At 34.8% G+C, this 23,212-nt stretch carries 22 protein-coding genes; 7 read left to right on the forward strand and 15 right to left on the reverse strand.

From position 1 onward, the window contains the following. Nucleotides 1–74: 74 nt before the first annotated feature. The 13 genes from BAQ46_RS21760 to BAQ46_RS21820 form a co-directional block, all read right to left on the reverse strand. Nucleotides 75–656: a cob(I)yrinic acid a,c-diamide adenosyltransferase gene (locus tag BAQ46_RS21760; protein ID WP_000781291.1), complete on the reverse strand. Its 582-nt coding sequence runs from the start codon at nt 654–656 to the stop codon at nt 75–77. Between the two features lie 137 nt (nt 657–793). Then, complete coding sequence (gene resE / locus BAQ46_RS21765; RefSeq protein WP_000964682.1) at nt 794–2,569, reverse strand: sensor histidine kinase ResE; 1,776 nt, start codon at nt 2,567–2,569, stop codon at nt 794–796. Further along, nucleotides 2,569–3,285, reverse strand: coding sequence for a DNA-binding response regulator ResD (gene resD, locus BAQ46_RS21770; RefSeq protein WP_000426862.1), 717 nt, complete (start codon nt 3,283–3,285; stop codon nt 2,569–2,571). The genes resE and resD overlap by 1 nt, the downstream gene beginning before the upstream one ends. 302 nt (nt 3,286–3,587) lie before the next feature. Further along, nucleotides 3,588–4,745 (reverse strand): cytochrome c biogenesis protein ResC, encoded by a 1,158-nt coding sequence (gene resC, locus BAQ46_RS21775; protein WP_000250096.1) that lies wholly within the window; start codon nt 4,743–4,745, stop codon nt 3,588–3,590. A gap of 14 nt (nt 4,746–4,759) precedes the next feature. Next, on the reverse strand, nt 4,760–6,385 hold the full coding sequence (gene resB, locus BAQ46_RS21780) for a cytochrome c biogenesis protein ResB (RefSeq protein ID WP_071742721.1): 1,626 nt from the start codon (nt 6,383–6,385) through the stop codon (nt 4,760–4,762). 121 nt (nt 6,386–6,506) lie between these two features. Then, nucleotides 6,507–7,028, reverse strand: coding sequence for a thiol-disulfide oxidoreductase ResA (resA, locus tag BAQ46_RS21785; protein ID WP_000742198.1), 522 nt, complete (start codon nt 7,026–7,028; stop codon nt 6,507–6,509). Nucleotides 7,029–7,122: 94 nt separating this feature from the next. Then, nucleotides 7,123–7,851 carry a 23S rRNA pseudouridine(2605) synthase RluB gene (rluB, locus tag BAQ46_RS21790; RefSeq protein WP_000440555.1) on the reverse strand — a complete coding sequence of 243 codons (729 nt, stop codon included), beginning with the start codon at nt 7,849–7,851 and terminating at the stop codon, nt 7,123–7,125. A gap of 289 nt (nt 7,852–8,140) precedes the next feature. Beyond that, nucleotides 8,141–8,671, reverse strand: a complete 531-nt coding sequence (spmB, locus tag BAQ46_RS21795) for a spore maturation protein SpmB (RefSeq protein WP_000029510.1) — start codon at nt 8,669–8,671, stop codon at nt 8,141–8,143. Next, on the reverse strand, nt 8,668–9,264 hold the full coding sequence (gene spmA / locus BAQ46_RS21800) for a spore maturation protein SpmA (protein WP_000247808.1): 597 nt from the start codon (nt 9,262–9,264) through the stop codon (nt 8,668–8,670). Before spmA ends, spmB begins: the two co-directional genes overlap by 4 nt. Then, the gene (dacB, locus tag BAQ46_RS21805; RefSeq protein ID WP_001252622.1) at nt 9,257–10,381 is read right to left on the reverse strand and encodes a D-alanyl-D-alanine carboxypeptidase DacB; all 1,125 of its coding nucleotides are present in this window, start codon (nt 10,379–10,381) and stop codon (nt 9,257–9,259) included. The genes spmA and dacB overlap by 8 nt, the downstream gene beginning before the upstream one ends. Before the next feature lie 111 nt (nt 10,382–10,492). After that, a complete protein-coding gene (locus tag BAQ46_RS21810; RefSeq protein ID WP_000082669.1) occupies nt 10,493–11,407 on the reverse strand; it encodes a superoxide dismutase in 915 nt (304 codons plus the stop codon). Nucleotides 11,408–11,512: 105 nt separating this feature from the next. After that, nucleotides 11,513–12,004 (reverse strand): YpuI family protein, encoded by a 492-nt coding sequence (locus BAQ46_RS21815; RefSeq protein ID WP_000067567.1) that lies wholly within the window; start codon nt 12,002–12,004, stop codon nt 11,513–11,515. 21 nt (nt 12,005–12,025) lie between these two features. After that, entirely contained in the window at nt 12,026–12,415 is a 390-nt protein-coding gene (locus BAQ46_RS21820) for a hypothetical protein (protein ID WP_000583786.1), read from the reverse strand. Between the two features lie 186 nt (nt 12,416–12,601). Here BAQ46_RS21820 and mprF point away from each other — a divergent pair, with 186 nt between their 5' ends. Continuing rightward, nucleotides 12,602–15,187, forward strand: a complete 2,586-nt coding sequence (gene mprF, locus BAQ46_RS21825; protein ID WP_071742723.1) for a bifunctional lysylphosphatidylglycerol flippase/synthetase MprF — start codon at nt 12,602–12,604, stop codon at nt 15,185–15,187. A 4-nt stretch (nt 15,188–15,191) separates the two neighbouring features. Here the strand turns inward: mprF and BAQ46_RS21830 are convergent, their stop codons facing one another. Continuing rightward, entirely contained in the window at nt 15,192–15,980 is a 789-nt protein-coding gene (locus BAQ46_RS21830) for a hypothetical protein (protein WP_000232625.1), read from the reverse strand. Nucleotides 15,981–16,156: 176 nt separating this feature from the next. On the opposite strand from BAQ46_RS21830, the gene deoD reads away from it, so the two are divergent. The 4 genes from deoD to BAQ46_RS21850 all read left to right on the forward strand — a co-directional run bounded on the left by deoD (nt 16,157) and on the right by BAQ46_RS21850 (nt 19,784). Then, the gene (gene deoD, locus BAQ46_RS21835; protein ID WP_000110707.1) at nt 16,157–16,864 is read left to right on the forward strand and encodes a purine-nucleoside phosphorylase; all 708 of its coding nucleotides are present in this window, start codon (nt 16,157–16,159) and stop codon (nt 16,862–16,864) included. Between the two features lie 156 nt (nt 16,865–17,020). After that, nucleotides 17,021–18,832, forward strand: a complete 1,812-nt coding sequence (locus BAQ46_RS21840; RefSeq protein WP_000797491.1) for a sensor histidine kinase — start codon at nt 17,021–17,023, stop codon at nt 18,830–18,832. Between the two features lie 107 nt (nt 18,833–18,939). Further along, nucleotides 18,940–19,470, forward strand: a complete 531-nt coding sequence (locus BAQ46_RS21845) for a tyrosine-type recombinase/integrase (protein ID WP_000806236.1) — start codon at nt 18,940–18,942, stop codon at nt 19,468–19,470. Between the two features lie 119 nt (nt 19,471–19,589). Next, nucleotides 19,590–19,784: a DUF3924 family protein gene (locus BAQ46_RS21850; RefSeq protein WP_001094859.1), complete on the forward strand. Its 195-nt coding sequence runs from the start codon at nt 19,590–19,592 to the stop codon at nt 19,782–19,784. A 401-nt stretch (nt 19,785–20,185) separates the two neighbouring features. Here BAQ46_RS21850 and BAQ46_RS21855 read toward each other — a convergent pair whose 3' ends face one another. Continuing rightward, on the reverse strand, nt 20,186–21,031 hold the full coding sequence (locus tag BAQ46_RS21855) for a DUF72 domain-containing protein (RefSeq protein ID WP_046197251.1): 846 nt from the start codon (nt 21,029–21,031) through the stop codon (nt 20,186–20,188). Between the two features lie 160 nt (nt 21,032–21,191). On the opposite strand from BAQ46_RS21855, the gene BAQ46_RS21860 reads away from it, so the two are divergent. Both BAQ46_RS21860 and BAQ46_RS21865 read left to right on the forward strand, forming a co-directional pair. After that, nucleotides 21,192–22,463 carry a PAS domain-containing sensor histidine kinase gene (locus BAQ46_RS21860; RefSeq protein WP_071742724.1) on the forward strand — a complete coding sequence of 424 codons (1,272 nt, stop codon included), beginning with the start codon at nt 21,192–21,194 and terminating at the stop codon, nt 22,461–22,463. Between the two features lie 207 nt (nt 22,464–22,670). Then, nucleotides 22,671–23,212, forward strand: a 542-nt coding sequence (locus tag BAQ46_RS21865; RefSeq protein ID WP_116777256.1) for a collagen-like repeat preface domain-containing protein, incomplete at its 3' end; no start/stop codon positions are given.

The raw sequence follows: 23,212 nt of genomic DNA on the forward strand, positions 1-23,212 counted from the left end.
CGTTTTCTAATTACGACCATACCTTCTCTATTTTGGTATATTACAGAAAAAAGTATACAAAAAAAGAAAGTGAATCACTCCACTTCCTTCTCTTTCTTATCACGAAAAACGATTGCACTGCGATTATACTCTACATCTTTTACTTGTAATCGAGCGTTTATTACTCTAGCCACTGCAAATAAATAGTCAGATAATCTATTGACATACTTTAGAACAACTGCATTTATTTCTCCTTCCTTTTGCAAGGACACGATACATCGTTCTGCTCGCCTTACAACTGTACGTGCAATATGAATAGCAGCTGCCGATTCGCTTCCACCTGGTAAAATAAAGCGCTCTAGCGGCGGTGCTTCTTCTATATATGAATCAATTCTACCTTCTAAGTTTTCGACCATTTCAATTTTTACTTTATAAGGAATTTTCTCACCTACTATCGCCAAGTCTCCCCCGCAATCAAATAGTTCATGTTGAATCGTTTCAAGTTCATTGTAAATATCTCCGAAAACCCCGCCTTGTAGTTTAGTCATCGCATATCCAATATGAGAATTCGCCTCATCTATCGTGCCATATGCTTCCACTCGGATATTATCTTTATCCACTCTGCCACCTATTACACTTGTTGTCCCTTTATCTCCTGTTTTTGTATATAATTTCATTGCTTTACGACACCCCTCTCATCATTCTTCATTCGACTAAGTTAGAAAAAAAGTTCTACTATTATTTATTTAATTGATTTTACAAAAAAATAAACAACAGTAGAACTTTATTCATTATCAACTTTTAAAACGCATATTTAAATTATACGATTCGGTAAATATACAGAGAATGTAGTTCCCTCTCCAACAACACTTGAAACAGCAATTTTCCCATCATGGCCTTGCACAATATTTTTTGCAATCGCAAGCCCGAGTCCTGTTCCACCTTTTTTCCCACGTGTTCTTGCTTTATCAGCTTTATAGAAACGATCAAATAAAAATGGAATATCTTCTTCTGGAATACCAGCGCCCGAATCTTGTACTTCAAAAATAAGACCATTATTTTTCGTATCAATTACAAGCGTTACGTGTCCACCTGCGTTCGTATGACGTATTGCGTTATCAATTAAATTCGTCAATACTTGTTCCATACGATCTGCATCAAACGGGTATTGCTCAATTGGATTTTTGAAATCAACCGTTAACGCGACTTCTTTATCCTTTGCAATTCCTTGGAATTTACGACCTATTTTTTCAACGAAAGGATGAATATCAACTTCACCTATATGTAACTCTACATTACCACTTTCCATACGCGCTAAATCTAACAATTCATTTACAAGTTTCCCTAAACGAACGGATTCATCATAAATGATTTGAACAAACTCGTTAATTTCTTCTTTTGTTTGCACAATATCATCTAAAATTGCTTCACTATACCCTTGGAGCATGACCATCGGTGTACGAAGTTCATGTGATACGTTCGCAATAAAGTCTTGGCGCATTTTCTCAAGACGGCGTTCTTCCGTCATATCACGCAATACAGCTACAGCCCCACGAATTTTCGTTTGATTGTAAAGCGGCGTCATAAGAACTACATAGTTACCTTTTTGTAAATTAATTTCAACCACTTGTTGTTGTTCGCTTTCTACAACGAGATGGAATAGTTCAACAAGTTCAGAAGGTAGTTTTTTACTGAGCTCTATCTCTTTTTCTTCTTGCCAAACTTGTAAGAAATGTTCAGCCGGCGGATTGATTACAACGACTTCACCCTCTTGATTTAATGTAATAACCCCATCTGCCATACTACTTAAAATACTAGCTAACTGTTCTTTCTCTTGCTGCAGGGCATTCATATTAAACTTCAACTGTTTCCCCATTTGATTTAAGGCTGTTGCAAGCTCACCAATCTCGTCCTGGGATACCATAGGAGCTTTTGCATCAAACTTCCCACGCGACACCTCAAAAGCAACCTCACGCATTTTACGAAGTGGCGCTGTAATTCGAGTAGATAAGAAGAATGCAAAGAAAGTTGTTAATATAATCGCAATCCCTGCTGATAAGAATATAAAATCAGTCGTTCTTTCCATACCTTGTATCGGTACTTGTAAAGATTCGTATACAAACACTGCACTTTGATTTTTTGACTGCACTGGTTTTCCGACAATCATAATATCATTTTCAGTATTTTTATTCTTTCTACTATTAGAGGCTTTTCTAATGTTATTCTTAATTTCTTTTTTGTCTGTAAAAACAGCCGCTAATTCTTTATCTTCTTTCAAATCATCCATTGTAAGAGTGACTAATCCTTCTTGTTTCGGTGAAGAAGATATTTCTTTACCATCTTCTACAATAATGATCCTTGAAAGTGGGTCAGAGAATTTGTACGCGATATTCTCAATCGTTTTTACATCGGCACCTTCTTCAATTAACTCTGAAACACTTGTTGCAACTTTTTGAAGCCTAGCTTCACTCATATCTACATAATATGTTCTAAAAAACTGTGAAAGTAAAATCGCAACAAATCCAAGCACGAACGAAACGAGAAGTAATATGGTCATCCATAACTTCCCTACTACACTTCTCCAAAGCATCAGTCGTTCACAACCTCAAACTTGTAACCTACGCCCCAAACGGTAACAATCATCTTCGCAGCATCGGGTGATTTTTTACTTAACTTCTCACGTAAACGCTTTACATGCGTATCAACTGTACGTAAATCTCCGAAGAATTCATATTGCCATACTTCTTTTAGCAATTGCTCACGATCGAATACTTTATCAGGCGCTTTCGCTAAGAATAATAGTAATTCGTACTCTTTCGGTGTTAAGTTCACCTCATTACCATCTGCTGTAACACGGTGTGCATCATTATCAATTGTTAAATGAGGGAATACAGTAACATCTTTTGTCGTTGTATCTTGTGTAAAGAATGTTGTTGGTACAGAACGGCGTAAGACCGCTTTCACTCGAAGCACTACTTCACGTGGGCTAAATGGTTTCACAATATAATCATCGGTTCCTACCTCAAACCCTTGTACTCGATTTACTTCTTCACCTTTTGCTGTCAACATAATAATTGGCGTCGCTTTCTTCTCACGAACCCCTTTACATACTTCAATACCATCTTTACCAGGCATCATAAGATCTAATAGGATTAAATCATAATCATTTTGCAGCGCCATTTCTAAAGCTGTATCACCATTGTCTGCTTCTTCAATTGTGTATTGTTCTCTCTCTAAATACATTTTCAACAAACGACGAATACGATCCTCATCGTCTACAATTAAAATTCTTGATTCATTTTCCATTTCTACCCGTTGCGTACTTTTACCACAACGGTTCACACCTACCCTTCTATACTATTATGTTGCGCTATTCTCGTTTATTTAAGCAATCTTCTAAATGTTTCACTTCCCATATTATGCTTCACAAGAATAATAAAGTTTGTTCAATTTTTTTCCAAAACTATGTATTTTTTTTGAACAGTATATAATGTCCTCGACATCATTTTACAAAATCAACCGCTACTTTGTCATGTTTTTCTCAAAAAAGAAGAAAAGTTGACAAAAATAAAATAGGAAAGTGACATACACTCTCCTATTTTATTTCTCTATGCGTATGAATGTAAACCCGCGATAATTAAGTTTACTACAATAAAGTTAAACATAATGATTGCAAAACCAATTACCGCTAACCATGCTGACTTCTCTCCATGCCATCCTTTTGATAAACGTAAATGTAATACCGCCGCATAAAAGAGCCACGTTATAAGTGCCCAAACCTCTTTCGGATCCCAGCCCCAAAAACGTGTCCACGCTATTTGAGCCCAAATCATAGCGAAAATTAATGCACCCAATGTGAAAACTGGGAATCCAATTGCAATAGAACGATATCCTATTTCATCTAACAAATCGCTATTCGTATTTTTCACTAACGGCTGAAGTGCCGCTGATACTCGTTTACGTAAAATTAGCCTTAATACAATATAGAGTAACGTTCCGACTAACACTGACCAAATAACAGTATTTAATTTTTTCGCATTTACAATCGCCGGAACTTCAACTGTCGGCTCTAATTTATTTTCTGTCAGTAACTTCCCTTCATGCGGCCCCACTAAAGCCGGAAGATTGTATTTCATTTCCACTTGTTGTTCATTTTTATCAATCCATTGAAACTTTGCTTCATATTTCATACTAGAATATACCGTTGTTACTCCAATAAACCCAACTGTACAAACAAGTGTGAATACTACCGTCTCTAGCCAAAATGTACGTTTACTTTTCACTGATTGATCTACATTTTTCAATAAATACATAACGCCTGTAATAAAACTAATTGCTAAAATTGCTTGCCCTGCAGCCGCAGTCGTCACGTGAATATGTAACCAATTACTTTTTAAAGATGGAATAAGCGGTGATATTTCCCTCGGAAACATACTCGCGTAGGCAATTAATAAAAGCGCAACTGGTAATGCAAAGAGCCCAATTATACTTACGCGGTACATAAAATACATGACAATAAATGCTCCGACAAGCATCATGCCGAAAAACGTACCGAACTCAAAAAAGTTACTAACCGGTGCATGTCCTGATGCAATCCATCTTGTAACAAAATATACCGTTTGTGCAATAAACCCTAAAATTGTAATCGTTATTCCTACATTTGCCCATTTATGACCCTTTTCTTTAATTGCTCCCCCAAAAAATAGAGTGGCAATTAAATATAAAATAAATGCGGTAAAGAGAAAGTTACTACTTATTTGCACCATATCGTTTCCCCACCTTAACTAATTTTTTTATCGACTACTTTATCATTTGGTTGCGGAATTGCTGTACCTTCTAGTACTCTTTCAATATCTTTCTTTAAACCGAACCAGTTTTTATTCGTATGTCCTGCAATCCACCATTCATCATTAACGCGTTGTATCCAAATACGGCGATGATTCCAATACATTCCTTGAATGACACCAACCATAAATATAAACCCTCCAATACCGAGAATCCAAAGCGTTAAATCTTTTCTTACAGTAAGTGCTGTTGCATTTTGCATTTCCACACCTGCAAAGGACATTTTATATTTGTTATTCCCATCAGGTTCTATATTTTGCTGAATACCAACAAAACTCACTTCACCATCTGGTGTTTCAGGTGTAAACATTTTAAATACAAATGCAGGGTTGTTTTGTAATTTTGTTTTTGTATTTGGTCTTCCATTCTCATCAAAATAAAAATCAGGGAAATAGCTTAATAGTTCTAAAGAATAACCATTTCCTAAATCATATTTTTCTGCAGGGTTTGTTAAATCAACTTTAATCGGTCCCCACTTTTGATTATTTTCTTTATTTTGCAAACGGAAGGACATACTTTTAAATTCATTTTCTCTATAACTCAATTGATAAACAGCAAATTGATCAAATTTCAGCGGTTCATTTACTCGAATTTCAACTTCTTTTACTTTTTCCAATTTTGGTTTTTGTCCAGCTATCTTTTCACCTACCGCTTTATATAATACGGCATTCGTTTGGAAGTTTTTCGCAATCATTTTATCACCTACACGGTCAATTGCTTCATCAAAAACCTCCTTGTCCTTACTTTTATCATAAACTTCCTTTATAAACTTCTCACTTTTTAAATAATATTGGCCATCCGTCCCTGGTATTTCTTTCGTTTCACCATCACGTAACCAAAGCGTTTCATCTACATACATACTCGGTAAAAAACGGAGCATTGCACCAAATAAAAAGATAATAAGACCGATATGATTCACATATGGACCCCAGCGTGAAAACCGTCCCTTTTCCGCCAAAATATTTCCGTCTTCCACTTTTACGTTATAGTTTCTTTTCTTTAAATTCTTTTGAACTCTTTCAAAATCACCATCTTGCGGTGTACCAGTACCGTATAATCTTTGTCTCTTTAAAAAGCTAGGGTGTCTTTTCACCCCTTGCTTCTTTAAAGCTTTATAAAGTGGAATGACACGATCTAAACTGCATATCACAAGTGAAATACCAATTGAAGCAATTAAAATCATATACCACCACGAACCGTATAAATTATTAAAGCCTAATTGATAGTATAATTGCCCTAAAAATCCGTATTCTTGCTTATAATATTCAGCTGGTGCAATTCCTGGAGTTATGTACATTTCTTGCGGAAAAATAGTCCCTATCGCCGATGCAGCTAAAGTGATTACAATGAGCCATACACCGACTTTTACAGAAGAGAAAAAGCTCCAAATTTTATCAATAATCGTTTTTGTTTGCGTGAGAGATCTCCGAGCACTCCCCTCATAGCGCATATCCAATAGTTTTATATTTTCATTGCTTTCAAATGGTTTCCCGCAAGCTTCACAAAAAACAGTTCCTATCGGATTCACATGTCCACATTCACATTTAATTTCTTTCAACACTCTCACCGCCCCTGTATCTATATGTACTATTGTATATTCTAACCTCAAGTTACCGCAATACTCAGAATTTTTAAACCAAAGGCACTATAGGTAAGCGCCTTGTATGTAAAGGTTTTCTTTATTACGGAGTGATTTTCTTTAAATACTCCTCCAATTGTTCCTTCGTTTGTTCACCTTTAATCTCTTGAATCACCTTACCATCTTTATCAATCAAGAAGCTTGTTGGTAATGGTATTACTCCATACGTTTTTATAATTTCTCCACCTTTATCGATTGCAACAGGGAACTTAAGATCGTATTGTTTCACAAAATTCTTAACAGCAATATCCGTTTCATCTGCATCTAACGCAATGATTTCAACGCCTTTTTCTTTATACTTTGGATATAGTTCATTCATATAAGGCATTTCTTTCTCACAAGGTTTACACCACGTACCCCAAAAGTTTAAAAATACACCTTTTCCCTTAAAATCTTTTAGCTCAATTTTCTTTCCTTCTAAATCTGTCACAACAAAGTTAGGTGCTTCTTTTCCAATTTCCATTTTCTCTTCTTTAGAGAAATATCCTTGATAAAGTGTAAATCCTACAGCACCACATAAAATGAGCAGAATAATAACGCGAAATAATAAGCGATTTTTTTTCATATTGTCTCCCCTCTCTTCGACGAGTGATGAATATATGTATTTTTTAATAAATCACCAGCGGAGCATTCCACTGGTGAAATTTTCACAATATCGATTAGCGAGGCTTTGTAGAAGCCAATGCACGTAATTGTTTTACCTCATGTGGTGTCAATTCTCTTGCATCACCAGGTCGCAGGCTTCCTACTTCTAAGAAAGCATAGCGTTCACGCTTTAGTTTCACTACTTTACAATCTAACGCTTCAAACATACGACGTACTTGACGGTTACGTCCTTCATGAATTGTTAATTGTACAATCGCCATTTCTTTACGCTTGTCCCAAGAAATGATTTTCACACGCGCTGGTGCTGTTTTTCCGTCTTCTAACATCACACCGCGTTCTAACATGCGAATTTTCTCACCTGTTAGAGGCCCTTTTATTTTTGCAACATATGTTTTTTCAACTTTATATCTAGGGTGCATTAATACGTTTGCGAAGTCCCCATCGTTTGTCATTAATAATACGCCAGACGTATCATAATCTAAGCGTCCGATTGGGAATAAACGTTGTGTAATTTCCGGGAAAAAGTCTGTTACAACACTTCTTCCTTTATCATCTGATACACTTGAAATTACGCCAGTTGGTTTATATAGTAAAAAATAAACAGGTTCTTCTTTTTCAAGAGGGATGTTATTTACTTCTACTTTATCTTGAGGAGTTACTTTCGTTCCTAACTCCTTCACTATTTTTCCGTTAACTTTCACTTTTCCTTGCTGAATTAATTCCTCAGCCTTTCTTCTCGATGCAATACCTGCTTGCGCAATCACTTTTTGTAATCGTTCCATTTCTTTTTTTCACCTCGAATTTATCTTACCTTACATTAGAAAGACTTGGCAACCGCCTACGCTTGACGGCTTTTTGCTCCATCTTACTTAAACAACATAGCGATGATAATAAACATATAAAGGTCAAATCATGTTTTTACCTTTTATTATTGTCCATATTTTTCATATTGCTCACAATAAAAGTTCATTATTTTGTCAAAAATACCGCATAAAAAAACCACTATTAAGCAACACCTTAATAGTGGTCGTATACGTATTATAAGCGAAATAGCATAAAAAATGAATAGCATTACTGAAACAATAGAGAAACAAATACAATCGAACAAATAATTCCGATTAAATCGGCAAAAAGTCCTACTTTTAATGCATCTCCCATTTTTCTAATTCCAACAGCTCCGAAGTATACTGTTAAAATATAAAAAGTTGTGTCTGTACTCCCTTGCATCGTAGAAGCCAATCGCCCAATGAACGAGTCCGGTCCATACGTCGCAATTAAATCGGTCGTAATACTTAAACCAGCAGAGCCCGAAATAGGACGTATAAGTGCTAGTGGAACAATTTCTGCTGGGACATGAATTAAATCTAACATCGGCTTCATTACTGATATCATTGCATCTAATGCACCTGAAGCTCGAAATATAGAAATAGATACGAGCATTCCAACCATAAACGGTAAAATAGAGATTGCAATTTGAATCCCTTCTTTTCCCCCCTCAACGAACGATTCATACGTCGGAACTTTCTTTATCGTGCCATATAGAAGGATAAAACCAATGACACAAGGGATTACCCATAATGATATCGTATTGACAATGCTCATTTTTTCCGCCCCTTCCTACTCCTTCTTCGGTAAAAATAGCGGTCAATCCAAATCGCTCCGATCATAGAGAGTACTTGTGCAATGAATGTTACCCCAACAATTTCAGTTGGATTTGCTGATTCATACGTCATTCGAATCGAAATGACGGTCGTAGGAATTAAAGTAATCGCTGATGTATTTAATGCCAAAAACGTTACCATAGAACGGCTCGCCGAATCCTTCCCTCCATTTAACTCTTTCAATTGTTCCATCGCTTTAATGCCAAGAGGGGTCGCTGCATTACCTAAACCAAAAAAGTTTGCCATCATATTTGATAAAATAAATCCCATTGACGGATGATCCTTCGGTATTTCTGGAAACAGCCTTTTTACTATCGGCATAAAAAGTGCCACTAACTTTTTTAACAATCCGGCTTCCTCTGCAATTTTCATTAAGCCGAGCCAAAATACTAAAACACTAATGAGTCCTATACAAATCGTTACCGCATCTTTCGCTCCATCAAATACAGCTTTATTTATTTCTTCCATTGTTCCATTTATCATCGCATACACAATCCCAATGACAGCCATCGCTACCCATACGAGATTAACCATCGTTCCCAACACCTATCATGTAAGAAAAAATTTCTTTCACATTATTCCAGTACATTCCCGTTGTAGCTACTAACTTTCGTTTACTATAAAATAAATTCCGTTCTCCAACTTTCTCATTGCCAACATAAACGTCTGTCTTTCCAACCTTTACTCCATCCACAAGCTTTGCACTTTTATCTAGTTCAACTTTTAATACTACGCTCTTTTTTTCTTCTTCAGTTAAAGGTACTGAAAAACTATTTTTCGTGTAAACATGATTGGCGTATTTCTTTTCGGTTATTTCAGCAAGTGCTCCTTGTCCTAAAACTTTTGTTTGTTCGAAACGGTCAAAACCTTTATCAAATAAATTCATATGATCATCCCAATCACTAGAAGCGCTCAAAGTTACGACAATTAGATCTAGTCCATCTTTTGATGCTGTTGTAACAAGCGTTCTTCCTGCTTTCTTCGTAAAACCTGTTTTTCCCCCTGTTGCAAATTCATAATACGACGTCACAAGTTTATGTTTATTTTTCCACGGATAATCCCACGAATCTGATTTATACGTTTTTGTCCCAAAAATCTTCTTAAAGGTTTCGTTCCCCATTGCATACCTTGTTAAAAGTGCCATATCATAGGCCGACGAATAATGGGATCCATCTCCATCCAAACCATGTGGGTTTGAAAAGTGAGTGTCTTTCATTCCAATTTGTTTCGCCTTTTCATTCATTAAATATACAAACCCTTCTATACTCCCTCCTACATTTTCAGCAATTACTTGTGCTGCATCATTACCAGATCTAAGCATGAGTCCATATACTAAATCCTCTAATTTTACTTTCTGTCCAGGCTTTAAATAAATTGCTGAGCCTTCTACTCTCACTGCTTCATTACTAACCGAGACCATTTCTTTCATTTTTCCTGACTCAGCAGCTAACAAGGCAGTCATAATTTTTGTTATACTAGCAATCTTTTGCGGCTCATGTTCTGCTTTTCCGTATAATACGCGACCTGACTGTTGCTCCATTAATACAGCATTTCGAGCACTAACATTGCTGGTCATCTTTGCATATGTAGGAATTGGTATAACGCTTGCGTACATAATAAGAAGCGTAATGATTACACAAATTCGTCTCATATTTCCCCCCACGTCCTTTTGGCACTTTTTGTACAAGTGTATGCTTGGCCTTTTAAAATATGAACGAAATCTCCCTCTCCTTCCAATAAAAAAGACGCAGAGAACCTGCGTCTAATAAGGTGTCCATTCTATTTGTTTTGCACTTTCAAATCTTTTTTCTACATCCGGCCAATTTACAACATTCCACCAATTTTTAATATATTCATCTTTTCGATTTTGGTATTGTAAATAATACGCATGTTCCCACACGTCTAGTACAAGGAGCGGTATCGTATCCCATTGTGTAAATAATTGATGAAGTGTACTCTGTAAAATTTCTAATCTTCCCGATCGCGGAACCCAAACGAGAATTGCCCATCCTGAACCTTCCACTTTAGAGGCTGCTTCTGTAAAATGTTTTTGAAAACGCAAGAAACTTCCAAAATCTTGTTCAATCCGGTGTGAAAGAGCCCCTCTTGGACTTCCGCCGCCACCTTTTTTCATGTTATTCCAAAATATTGTGTGCAAGTAATGACCTGATCCATGAAAAGCAGCTTCTCTTTCCCAATGCTTAATTAAATCAAATTGATTTGTTTTTCTCGCTTCTTCCATCATCTTCTCTGCCTTATTTAATCCTTCCACGTAACTACGATGATGTTTATCATGGTGTAACATCATAATTTCTCTAGAAATATACGGTTCTAACGCATTATATGGATAAGGTAGTGGTGGGAGTGTATGCCCTCCAATTGGAACAGCTCGTTCACTATCCCCTCTTTCACATAGTTCATATTCCTCTTCCCCCTGCACGAATACTTCCTGCAAATGATGCTGAATATGTTCTACATCATCACTTATTTCATACATAAACTCTGCATCTGTATCATACTCATGCTCTTTCATACGGTCTAATAACGTTTGAATTTTATAAGCAAGCATATGGACATCATACACTTCCATTGCACGGCTATCTAATACGTGAAGAACACTTTCACACCAGCTTTCTACTTCATGAAAGTAATCTGTGAATACACCTTGCTGACTCATGTTACACCTCCTTAATGCTATCCCCTTAAATATATTCAAAGGAAATCTCTTATATAACTGTACAAAAGGAAAAGAAGCTAAGTCCCCTCAGCTTCTTTTTCGCAGTTAATATTTGTGTAACATCTTTGTTTGATAATCCGTCTCATAATATTCTAATTCTTCACGCATCAATTGGAATTTCCCCTCTAAGCTCTTCATTACTTCCTCTACAGATGCAGGTGGTGTTTGTTGAAAAACGATGGAGTTTTTCCCTGTATAAGCAGACCGACTATTTTCATACCAATGATCACTCTTTGGTGAAAAAAACTCTGCAATTACTTGATGATAAATTTTATATAAAATCTTTTCAGCTGCTGTCTTTCGAAATGGCTGGCTATTTAACAAAACAAAACACGCATCATGTCCTTCTTCACAAAAAACGAGAAGACGTCTTATTGACGCTAATAACCCTTTATAATATTGTTCGTTTCCTGCCGGTGTCTCTTCTAATAAAGAAGGCAACGTATGATAATTTACATAATTGGTTATCAAATGAATAACATCTTCTAAAAACATAGAAACTTGTTCTGTTTGATTTTCCACCATTAGATTAGACATTTTTCCCTCTCCTTTGCCAGTTCACTCTATTTCTACTCTTTTATTTTTATGTAATTCAGCCAATATTTCTTGTACTTTCACGACTATTTCCTCATCAAAATATTGTTGGAATTCTTCTATATTATTTAAATACAAACGTTTTTGCATGCGAAGCTCATTCTCTTTCAGTAAACAACAGATCGCTACAATATCCCGCAAATATATGTCTTGATTTTCTACTTTACATACCGGATTTCCTTCAAAAGGAGTAATTTCTTGTACAACTTCTTCAAAATACCGAACATATAAAACAGAAAAGGTTCTTTCTTTATCATTTAATATATATGTCACTTCAGATCTATTAAAAAAATCTTCTGACGTATTAGGTTTTGCTTTCTCTAGCTCATATCCCGCATAACCTATTATAATCATCTACTTCCCCTCTCTTCCTTCTTTCAATTTATTTTAACTTAATTTTCTGACAAACGAAATACTCTTTTAAATATAACCCTTATAAAAAATAGCTTCCTTATACAGGAATTTACCTTTTTATTTTTCTTGAAGTTTGTCATAATAATATTATTGTCTCAGTTTTCTTATACAAGGAGAGTTGTATTTATGTCGTTTTCATGGAAACGTTTCTTACAAATCGGGAAAATTATCTTCCCATTTGTTGTATTAACCATTGTATTCTTTCAAGCAAAAAAAGAATTAGCAGGCATTTCTTTTTTAGAAGCAATCAATACAATTAAAAACATTCCAACCGGAGGAGTCTTTTTAGCCATTACACTTGGTGCATTTGCCGTATCAACAATGTTCTTTTACGACTATGTTATGCTTCGTTATTTAAAAGCTGATATACCTGTCCAAAAGATTTTTCGTATCTCATGGATTGCTAATACCTTAAATGGATTTATTGGATTTGGTGGTCTCGTTGGAGCGGGTGTACGTACGATGCTTTATCGTCCATACATAAAAGAAAATGGCAAGCTGATTAAAAGTATCGCCTGGATGACAACTGCTTTTATTAACGGACTCGCTATTCTTTCATTCCTCGGCCTTATTGGAATATTAGACACAAGTTTTATTTTGCATGAAAAACCGTGGCTATGGCCTGTTTTGATCTTCTTCGCCCTTTTCGTCCCTATATACATTGGCTTTTCTAAACTAAAAAATAGAGAACCAAAGCAAACCGAAGGACAAGATGAACGAGAAGAAGAGAAAAATCCAACTGTTTTATACTCATTAGTTTCATTAGTTGAGTGGGTATCTGCTGGTATTGTTATGTACGTCATACTAATATTATTTGGCATTGATATCGAATTTCAAAAGTTTTTAGGCGTGTATGTAATCGCTGCTTTAGCTGGTGTTGTTAGTCTTGTACCTGGTGGACTTGGTTCATTTGACCTTGTCTTTTTAACTGGGCTCGGACAATATGGCATTGATACAGGCGTATTACTACCTGCTATGTTATTATATCGCCTCGTCTATTACATTTTACCATTCTGCCTTGGTCTTATTTTTGCAGCTTTTGAAATGACAGGCGTGGCCATTAAAAAGTTTGAAGACAAACCTTTTATTGCGCCTGCATTAGAAACAACTGGTGTTATATGGACTTTGCAGCGTGATTTTCTAGGAAAACTAGGTTCGTGGGCCTCTGCTGCTTTAACAGTATTTGCTGGATTAATGGTTATTTTATCGACCATTCTACCGACAAGTATAAACAGAGCACACGCCTTACATATTCTAGCTCCAAAACATCTTATTCAATTTTCTTTTAGCTTATCACTAACATTCGGTATTCTCCTCCTGATCCTTTCACGAGGCATATATTATGGAACAAAGCGTTCTTACTATATGACGATTATTTCTTTAATCGGAGCAGCTATCTTTAATACGCTAAAAGGGATTGATATTGAAGAAACGTTTATTTTATTAATTGTACTCGCTGTATTATATATGCTTCGTAAAAGATTTGTACGCGAGAAAATGGAAGTCTCACTTTCTGATATCGTAAAAGTTTTTATATTCTTACTTATAACTTTATATTTATATAAAAACTTAGGTATTTTATTTGCAGGTGCAAAAGAAGCTTTTAAACCTGATTTTGTCGTTCGTAATATTACGCAAGTAAAACGAAGTGCATTAGCAGCTGCCTTTTTCGTTCCTACATTTTTACTGATTGGCTCACTCATTGCTAATCGTTATCGAAATGAATTTCCCGGGCAACCAGCTAATGATAAAAGATTACAAAACTTTTTAGATGAACATGGTGGAAATGTACTTAGTCATTTAGGTTTCTTAGGCGATAAACAATTCTTCTTTAGTAGTGATGGGAAAGCGCTCCTTCTCTTCTCTATAACTGGAAAACGTCTTGTTGTGCTAGGTGATCCAATTGGGGATCCTTCCTCTTACCGTACTGTGTTACAAGAGTTTTTAGCTGAAGCTGACCGATTTGGATACATTTGTGTATTCTACCAAATCGAAAGTAAATGGATGAGTTTATATCATGATTTTGGTTACAACTTCTTTAAGCTTGGTGAAGAAGCTGTCGTTGATTTGAATACATTTACAATAACAGGAAAAAAACGCGCCGGTATGCGAGCGACTTTCAACCGTTTTGAACGAGAAGGCTATACATTCTCTATTCACCAGCCGCCGTTCTCAGATGAACTATTTGAAGAATTAAAAAAAGTTTCAGATGCGTGGCTCGGTGGAAAAAAAGAGAAAAGTTTCTCACTCGGATACTTTGATCGTGAATATATTAGCCGTGCTCCTATCGCTACATTATCTGATACAGATGGAAAAATCATTGCATTCACGACATTTATGCCCGTATATCAAGACGGATCATTGTCTGTTGATTTAATGCGCTATTATCCAGATGCGCCTAGCGGCATTATGGATGCAATTTTCATCCACCTATTCCAGTGGGCAAAAGAAAATGAATACCACTCCTTTAATATTGGTATGGCACCACTTTCAAATGTAGGTTTATCGACACAATCTTTCTGGTCTGAACGGGTTGCTGCTGCCATCTTTAATAATGTTCGTTACACATATAGTTTCAGCGGGTTACGACATTTTAAAGAAAAATATAAACCAACATGGAGCGGTAAATATTTAGCATTTAGAAAGAATCATTCTTTACCAATTACAATGCTCTCTGTAACAAAATTAATAGGAAAAAGAAAAAACAGCTAAATAGTTAGCTGTTTTTTCTTTTTTGAACTTGTACAATAAATTCTTTTTCATATTTCTTACCATTTATATAGAAATCTCCCCATATTTTATACGTTCCTTCAACGGGAAATGTAATACGGTATTGTAATTGCCCCTCTGTATCAACAGGGATTGCATATAAAAAATTTTCTCTCGTTTCATCCACAATATAGAGCGCCTCCACTTCTCCTCTCTCTGCATGTAATTTCAATTTCTCACCCTTTTTCGCTTGAAATTGAAATGTTAACGTCACTGGCTCATTCGGATGCAGTGCACCGAATAAAAGAGAAACTTCATACTCCCCTATTTTTTTTGTAAGTACACTATCGATTGGAAACTTTACTTTTTTCTTATTTTTCTCCTCTATTTCCTTCCCAAAATCTTTCTTCGCAAATGATTGCACCGACTTATTTTTGTCTTCATATAAAAATATTGTATAGCCTTCATCTTTCGCTATTTTAGAAGATACCTTATATGATCCATTTCCTGCAAATGCAGGTTTCATTTGTTGTACATGTTTTAATTGTCCGTCTACAATAACTGCCCGAATTTGATCATTCACACCACGTACTTCGCTATTTTTATTATTTAATAATTGAAACAAAATATCTGCTTTCTCATTTCCTTTTCCATTTGACACATCCCATTTTACTTCCTGAACATCACCTACAGTCTCTGTTGTTTCTTGATACTTTTTTATGTAAAATCCGCCTACTACAACAAATAACAAAGCAACAAGTCCAATGACAAGATTTTTCAAAACATCACCTACCATTTTTATAGTCTCTATTCATACAAAACTTCTTTCATATATATTCTAGATTATGATTTATGAAATCCTTCTGTTTTGCACATATTACAAAGGATAAAAAAGATTTTAATTGAAAGGATTCATAGTGTATAATGCAAATGATATTGATTTCTATCAATACATTATAAGGAGGACTTTTCATGAGTGTACATATTGAAGCAAAACAAGGTGAAATCGCTGAATCTATTCTATTACCTGGTGATCCATTGCGTGCAAAATATATTGCTGAAACATTTCTAGAGGACGTTACTTGCTATAATAACGTTCGTGGAATGTTAGGATTCACTGGAACTTATAAAGGAAAACGTGTATCTGTGCAAGGTACAGGTATGGGTGTTCCTTCTATTTCTATTTATGTAAACGAATTAATCCAAAGCTACGGAGTTAAAAATTTAATTCGTGTTGGAACTTGCGGTGCTATTCAAAAAGATGTAAAAGTACGTGACGTTATTATTGCAATGACAGCTTGTACGGATTCTAATATGAACCGTTTAACATTCCCAGGATTTGATTTTGCACCAGCTGCAAACTTCGACCTTCTAAAGAAAGCTTACGATGCTGGAACTGAAAAAGGCCTACACGTTCGTGTTGGTAACGTTTTAACAGCAGATGTATTTTACCGTGAGAGCATGGACATGGTGAAAAAGCTTGGAGATTACGGTGTACTAGCAGTAGAAATGGAAACAACTGCGCTTTACACATTAGCAGCGAAATACGGTGTAAATGCATTATCTGTCTTAACAGTAAGTGATCACATCTTCACTGGTGAAGAAACAACATCTGAAGAGCGTCAAACTACATTTAACGAAATGATTGAAATCGCTTTAGATGCAGCAATTCAACAATAATACATTAAAGAACTCGTCATACGTCTGTCGAGTTCTTTTTATGTGACTTTTTATTAAAAACTACTTTCAGAAGAGACAGATTTTCTCCTCTACTTTTTTGTAACGTTTGTTATAATTAAGAAATCATTTACAGTATTTCTCACAAGAGGTGACGCAGTGAAAAACAGAAGTATCGTCTTTAAACTATTCTTATTAACATCGACATTATTTACAATCATATTCCTCCTATTTTTCCTAGGACAATCTCTATTTTTAGAGAAATTTTATATTAATAAAAAAGTAAAAACAGTTCAAACTGCTTTTGAGGATTTCGTAGATACGTACGAAAAAAGTGGGAAAAGTTATGAAGAAATTCGAAAACTAAAACAAGAATTTCATGATAAAACAAATGCTGATATGCAATTTCTATCTCCTGAAGGCATTATTAAAAGTGACAACAATTACTATATTGATGTAATTAACCCTAAAAATAGTGAAGCATATTCCATTCCGCTCAATAATCTTTTAACGCCCGAAGAATATAAAAAATTTGAAAACTTAGGATTGAAAAAAGATGACATGATCAACGTCGTCGGTTGGGTACGAGGGAAAATAATAACACCACTAGAATTGACAACAAGTTATAATCGATGGCAAAACGAACGTATCAATTCAGATTTTTCATCCATTAATGGCAATCCTTCTAAAAATAGAATTACAAGCCGATACAAACCTGTGACTCAAATTGAGTTTACTGGTATTGTTTCTAAGTTACAGCTTCCATCCAAAGCGGATGTTCGTCTTGCAAATGATTTTGAAACATTACAAGCCGTTCAATATTTTGCAGATATTATTAGAAATGGTACTGCTAACTCGCATCAATTAAGCTATTTTCTACTAGATAGTGAAGAGAATATAAAAAATAGCATCTTTGTAAAGCCTATTATGGAAAATGGAAAGATTACAGAATATGCTTTTGCGATAGCATCTTTACAGCCTGTTAATGAAGCAATGCTCGTTTTAAAGGATTATTATGTCTATGCCTTAATCATCGTATTTCTCGTTATTATTTTGTTATCCTTCTACTACTCAAAAATCATTGTGAAACCATTAATTAAAATGAATCGTGTTACAAAAAAAATGGCCAATTTTGATTTTAGCGAGAAATTACCTGTAACAGCAGATGATGAAATTGGTGGGCTTTCCGGTAGTATTAATACGTTATCTGTAAACTTAAAAGACCGAATTGATCGATTAAATGTTGCCAATACAAAATTACAACAAGATATTGAACGTGAACGTCAATTAGAGAAAACGCGAAAAGAATTCATTTCTGGTGTATCACACGAATTAAAAACACCACTTAGTGTAATTAGAAGTTTCGCAGAAGGAATTAAAGATGGCGTTAGTAAAGATACGACGTATTACACAGATGTTATTTTAGAAGAAACCGAAAACATGAACAGACTTATTGTTGAAATGTTAGAGTTAGCAAAATTAGAATCAGGTACGTACAAACTAGATATGACGACATTCTCAATCGGTGAATTAATTCAACAAGTCTATACAAAATTATTATTTAGCATGGAGGAAAAACATTTACAAGTGAATATAGATGTAGACCCTTCTATATTTGTGAAAGCGAATCGTAGTCGAATTGAACAAGTAGTTGTGAACTTACTTAGCAATGCAATTCGCTATACGCCAGATGGAGAAAAAATACAAGTCTCCGTTATAGAAATGGAAGATACAGTAAAAGTTGAAATCGAAAACACAGGAAACCCTATTCCAGAAGACAGTCTTGAAAAAATTTGGGATCGTTTCTACCGTTTAGATGCATCGCGTAGCCGTCATACTGGTGGTACTGGTCTTGGATTATCTATTGTTAAAAATATTTTAGACCTACACCATGCCGAGTACGGTGTATATAATACGACTAATAGTGTTGTATTCTACTTTAATTTACAAAAAGTAAAAGAAGTCAAATAATTTGTCTTAATTTCACTAGGAGTTCACATGAAATTCACACTCTCCCTTTATAGTAAGAAACAAGTTAATCCTTTCCTTTACACATATAAAAGAGGAGAGTGCGTGAAATGAAACAAGCAGGACAACCTATTCAAAACGAAAAACAATTAGAAACTATCAAAAATATACTTTTACAATCTTCGAAACGTGATGGCTTATTATTCGTATTAGCTGTAAATTCTGGCTTAAAAGTAAGTGAAATCTTACAATTAAAAGTTAGTGATGTAATCGATGAAAATGAAAATGTTCGCCATTCCATTTTATTTTACAATGAAAAAGTAAAGAAACATAAATGGTTCGCTGTAAATGAAGACTTACAGCACGCGATCGAAGACTACATGAAAGAACGTAAAACTTGGAAACGTAATGAACCATTGTTAAAGTCTCAAAAAGGAACAAAATCTATTACGAGACAACATGCGTGGTACATTTTAAACAAAGCTGCAAAAGAAGTTGGATTAGAAGGGATTAGCTCACATACACTTCGAAAAACTTGGGGATATTGCGCATACAAATCAGGTGTTGATATCGCATTTTTACAACACTTCTTTGATCATAGTACTCCATCAAAAACTTTAAAGTATATCGGTATTGCTTAATAACTCTTATACATAAAAAAGGTTACCATTTATAAATGGTAACCTTTTTTATGTTTCACATTCTCTTTTCTTGTCTCTCCTATATTGTAGTGGTACTCTAATAGTAAGGGGGAGAAATTATGAACACTTTAACAATTGAATTACCGAAAGAAACGGCTGAAAAACTTGATTTATTGAAACAAGCTTATGAAAAGAAAACAGGTGCTTCTATTTCTGAGAGTACTCTTGTTCAAACACTTATCTCAAAAGAATTTATCCAAGCGATAACTCCTTTTGATTTACAACAATTCATCACTAGCAAAGAACAGCATTAATTGCTGTTCTTTTTTTATACTTTATCCCGCATTAACGGGCAGTAAGACCCCCACCTCAAAATTCAGCGGAAGTAAAGAAGTTAGATGGAGGTCGGGCTGCCCGTAAAAGCCCGATTGGTGAGGGATGATAATCAGTGGGGGTGCAGGAAATCTACCTCGAAATAATTCTTTACTTTAGTCAAACTCCTATTAGGGATCTCCCTATCGTTACTATCCCATAAAAAATTTTTTATTTATTTTCAGGAAAACCATTGACAATGATAATGATAACCATTATCATTTATTACGAAGCCAACAATTGATGAATCAACCAAACGCTCAGTAACATTGTTACCCCTCTTTTTCATATAGAAAGGCACTGTACATTCCCCCTGTTTGTACAGTGCCTTTCTTGTTTATTATCACTCAAACAAATTTAATTGCTCAGGCTTTGGCTCACCATATGTAATGTTCATCATTTTCATAAGCTGTTTCGCATTATCAGCTGCATCTCCGCCTGAATTATTGTTAAATAATACGTATATGTCCTTTGTCTTCTTTTTTAATTGTTCTAGTCTTTCTACCCATTCTTCTAATTCTTTATTGTTGTAGCGATATAAGCAACGAACCGCTCTCCAATTTTCCCCTTTATCAAGCCAGCCATGAACATTTCGACCATGAAAACGTATTAACACCATCTCTGCATTCGTTACTTCTAATACGAGTGGTACTGAACCTATCCCTGCCTGTGGCTCATCACAAATTGTATGAATCCATTTTTCTTGCTCTAGAAACTGTAACGTCTTATCTCTCATTTCTGGATAAAACCATGTTTGATTTCGAAATTCTATTGCACACGGCAAACCTTCCATTTTTTCTTTCGTATATCGAAGAAAATCTACATTTTTCTTTTTACAATCAAACCATGGTGGATATTGAAATAAAATCGTTTTTAATTTACCCGCTTCAATTAAAGGAAGAATAGATTGTTTATATACATCAAACATCTCATCGAACGTAGAAAAAGGAACTTCACCTTTCATATGTCCTGTCATTCCTTGATATGCTTTGACGATAAAAGAAAAATCTTTCGGTGTTTCCATTGCCCATTTTGTATAGTTTCGTGCAGGTTGCATCGCATAAAATGAACTATCCACTTCTACTATAGGGAAATACTCACTATATGTTCGTAATTTATTTCTATTTTCATAGGGGTCTATATATAAAGAATCATGATCTCCCCACCCTGTTACTCCAATGAAAAGCAAATATATTCCTCCCTTTTTAACTTCACCTACTATCCATTCTACTCACTTCCTGAACACTTCGACCAATCAATTTCATTAAGTAGTCCCTTCTTTAAGAGTATCCGTATAAAAATATGATATACTAGATGGAAGAATTTTTAAATTGAGGGGTTATTTATTTATGCTTCCAAAAGATGATATTGTGTCTCATGAAAAACGAATAGAAGAATTAGAAAATAAAGTACGTTTTTATGAAGAACTTGTGAATCAATTACCACATCATTTCACATATAAAAATCCACAGATTGGTTTACAAATAAAGAAAACGAGATCAACTCATTCTATTCAAAACATACAAAAAGAGAATAAAGAGGCTGATTTTCAGCTTACTTGCGATTCATTATTTTTATTTAAACAACTTGAAACATACTTTGTTCATATTTTTGATGCTTTTTCACATCATGTAACCTTTGTTGATAATAAAGGAAATATAACTTTATGTAATCAGGCTGCGGCAGATGATTTTGGTGTAGTACGAAATGATATAATCGGAAAGCCAATTCAACAATTACTAAAATTACCTGAAGAAAAAATTAAAGCTCTTGAAACATTAAGAACAGGCACAGAAATATATAATGAAGAAGTTTTAGACAAAAACTATGGTATTTTAAATAACCGAATTATTCGTGATTATAACGGAGAAATTTTTAGAGTTATTAGTGTCTTTCATTATTTAAACACAGAACGTGATGCAGAAAAATTTTCGTTAGCAGGGCGAATCGCAGCTGGTATTGCACATGAAGTCCGTAATCCTCTTACAACCGTACGAGGTTATTTACAATTTTTACAAGAAACTGTTTCTCCATCTAATAAAGAACTATTTAAAAACTTACTTATTCCTGAATTAGATCGCGCAAATAGTATCATTACAAAATTTTTATCTATTTCAAAAACACGTGAATTTACAAGAGAACCCTTTCCAATTAATACATTTTTACGTGAGTATATTCAACAGTTACTAGCTAGCGAAGTCTTTTTACATAACATTTCAATTGATTATAATTTTTCTACCGAATTAGATGATATTTTAGTTCATATTGATCGTCATGAACTTGTGCAAGTTTTTTTAAACTTATTCCAGAACGCTGTCGATGCTCAAGGGGAAAAAAAACTTTCTATCCAAATTACTAGTTACCGCCTAGATAATTTTGTTCGTATTACTTTCACTGATAATGGGACTGGTATTCCATCAGCGATTCAAGAATATATCTTTGATCCATTCTTCTCAACAAAAGATTCCGGTACAGGACTCGGCTTGGCAGTAACGAAAAAAATTATTCAAAATCATAACGGTACATTAAAAATGACTAGTAATGAAGATGGTACTACTTTTACTATTTCAATTCCAATCTTACCTAAAACAGCCCTTGAAAGATTAAATCAAGACAAATAAAATCCAATCCACGAACTGCATGTCAATTGTTAAATCCCTTAACAATCGACATGCAGTTTTTTATGTTGAACTTTTCTTCTTTACATTATATGAAACCTTCTCTATATCTTACTTATTTGTTTGCCAAGCGGGCCAATTTCTTATTTTTTTAGAAATGGTAGTTTGTCCATCACGGATTTAGTATAAATTTCATTTTAATATATAGTAATGACTATTGATTCTATGAAAGAAAGGAATGAAAAGATGAACAATAAAAATAAAGGAAAAGTATTTTATGGTAATGACTGTTGCGAAGTCAGAGCTTGTAGTCATATTAACATCTCTAAGTCCGAACTTACAGAATTTGTTAGACTTCTTCAAACTCTTGGCCAAGCTATTCAAGCTGTCTTTCAAAACCCTTCTCAAAATAATATCGATAACTTAATCGCTGCCCTAAATAACTTACAAAAATTTCTCAATTGCTTAGATTTATCTCCAGCACAAAAACAAATTGGAAATTCTATCATTGCTAATCTATTAACTATTTTAAGAACAACACCTTTCTCATGCGGAGCGTTGTACGTTGAACTACAAAGCCTGCTTAATTATTTATTGTATATCGCTAAGTTATTCAAAGTAGATTGTTGTACGACCGACAAACTAGTTAAACTTATAACAGAGATCCAAGCTATCCTAGTTCAATACGGATCAGGTTGTCTTGGAGGCGGAGGCGCAACAGGTGCTACCGGCGCTACTGGCGCTACTGGGCC

It is taken from the genome of Bacillus paranthracis, from assembly GCF_001883995.1.
In the GTDB taxonomy this organism is placed as follows: domain Bacteria; phylum Bacillota; class Bacilli; order Bacillales; family Bacillaceae_G; genus Bacillus_A; species Bacillus_A paranthracis.

Bases quoted from the DNA above. Each gene is read 5' to 3' on its own strand.
- spmA (WP_000247808.1), bottom strand. From the start codon at position 9,264: ATGGTTAATCTCGTATGGGTAGCGATGGCTGTCATTGGGATTGTGTAT.
- resE (WP_000964682.1), bottom strand. From the start codon at position 2,569: ATGCTTTGGAGAAGTGTAGTAGGGAAGTTATGGATGACCATATTACTT.
- resD (WP_000426862.1), bottom strand. From the start codon at position 3,285: ATGGAAAATGAATCAAGAATTTTAATTGTAGACGATGAGGATCGTATT.
- deoD (WP_000110707.1), top strand. From the start codon at position 16,157: ATGAGTGTACATATTGAAGCAAAACAAGGTGAAATCGCTGAATCTATT.
- spmB (WP_000029510.1), bottom strand. From the start codon at position 8,671: ATGAGCATTGTCAATACGATATCATTATGGGTAATCCCTTGTGTCATT.
- BAQ46_RS21845 (WP_000806236.1), top strand. From the start codon at position 18,940: ATGAAACAAGCAGGACAACCTATTCAAAACGAAAAACAATTAGAAACT.
- BAQ46_RS21815 (WP_000067567.1), bottom strand. From the start codon at position 12,004: ATGTCTAATCTAATGGTGGAAAATCAAACAGAACAAGTTTCTATGTTT.
- mprF (WP_071742723.1), top strand. From the start codon at position 12,602: ATGTCGTTTTCATGGAAACGTTTCTTACAAATCGGGAAAATTATCTTC.
- BAQ46_RS21820 (WP_000583786.1), bottom strand. From the start codon at position 12,415: ATGATTATAATAGGTTATGCGGGATATGAGCTAGAGAAAGCAAAACCT.
- BAQ46_RS21830 (WP_000232625.1), bottom strand. From the start codon at position 15,980: ATGGTAGGTGATGTTTTGAAAAATCTTGTCATTGGACTTGTTGCTTTG.
- BAQ46_RS21850 (WP_001094859.1), top strand. From the start codon at position 19,590: ATGAACACTTTAACAATTGAATTACCGAAAGAAACGGCTGAAAAACTT.
- resC (WP_000250096.1), bottom strand. From the start codon at position 4,745: ATGGTGCAAATAAGTAGTAACTTTCTCTTTACCGCATTTATTTTATAT.
- resA (WP_000742198.1), bottom strand. From the start codon at position 7,028: ATGAAAAAAAATCGCTTATTATTTCGCGTTATTATTCTGCTCATTTTA.
- BAQ46_RS21760 (WP_000781291.1), bottom strand. From the start codon at position 656: ATGAAATTATATACAAAAACAGGAGATAAAGGGACAACAAGTGTAATA.
- BAQ46_RS21810 (WP_000082669.1), bottom strand. From the start codon at position 11,407: ATGAGTCAGCAAGGTGTATTCACAGATTACTTTCATGAAGTAGAAAGC.
- BAQ46_RS21860 (WP_071742724.1), top strand. From the start codon at position 21,192: ATGCTTCCAAAAGATGATATTGTGTCTCATGAAAAACGAATAGAAGAA.
- dacB (WP_001252622.1), bottom strand. From the start codon at position 10,381: ATGAGACGAATTTGTGTAATCATTACGCTTCTTATTATGTACGCAAGC.
- rluB (WP_000440555.1), bottom strand. From the start codon at position 7,851: ATGGAACGATTACAAAAAGTGATTGCGCAAGCAGGTATTGCATCGAGA.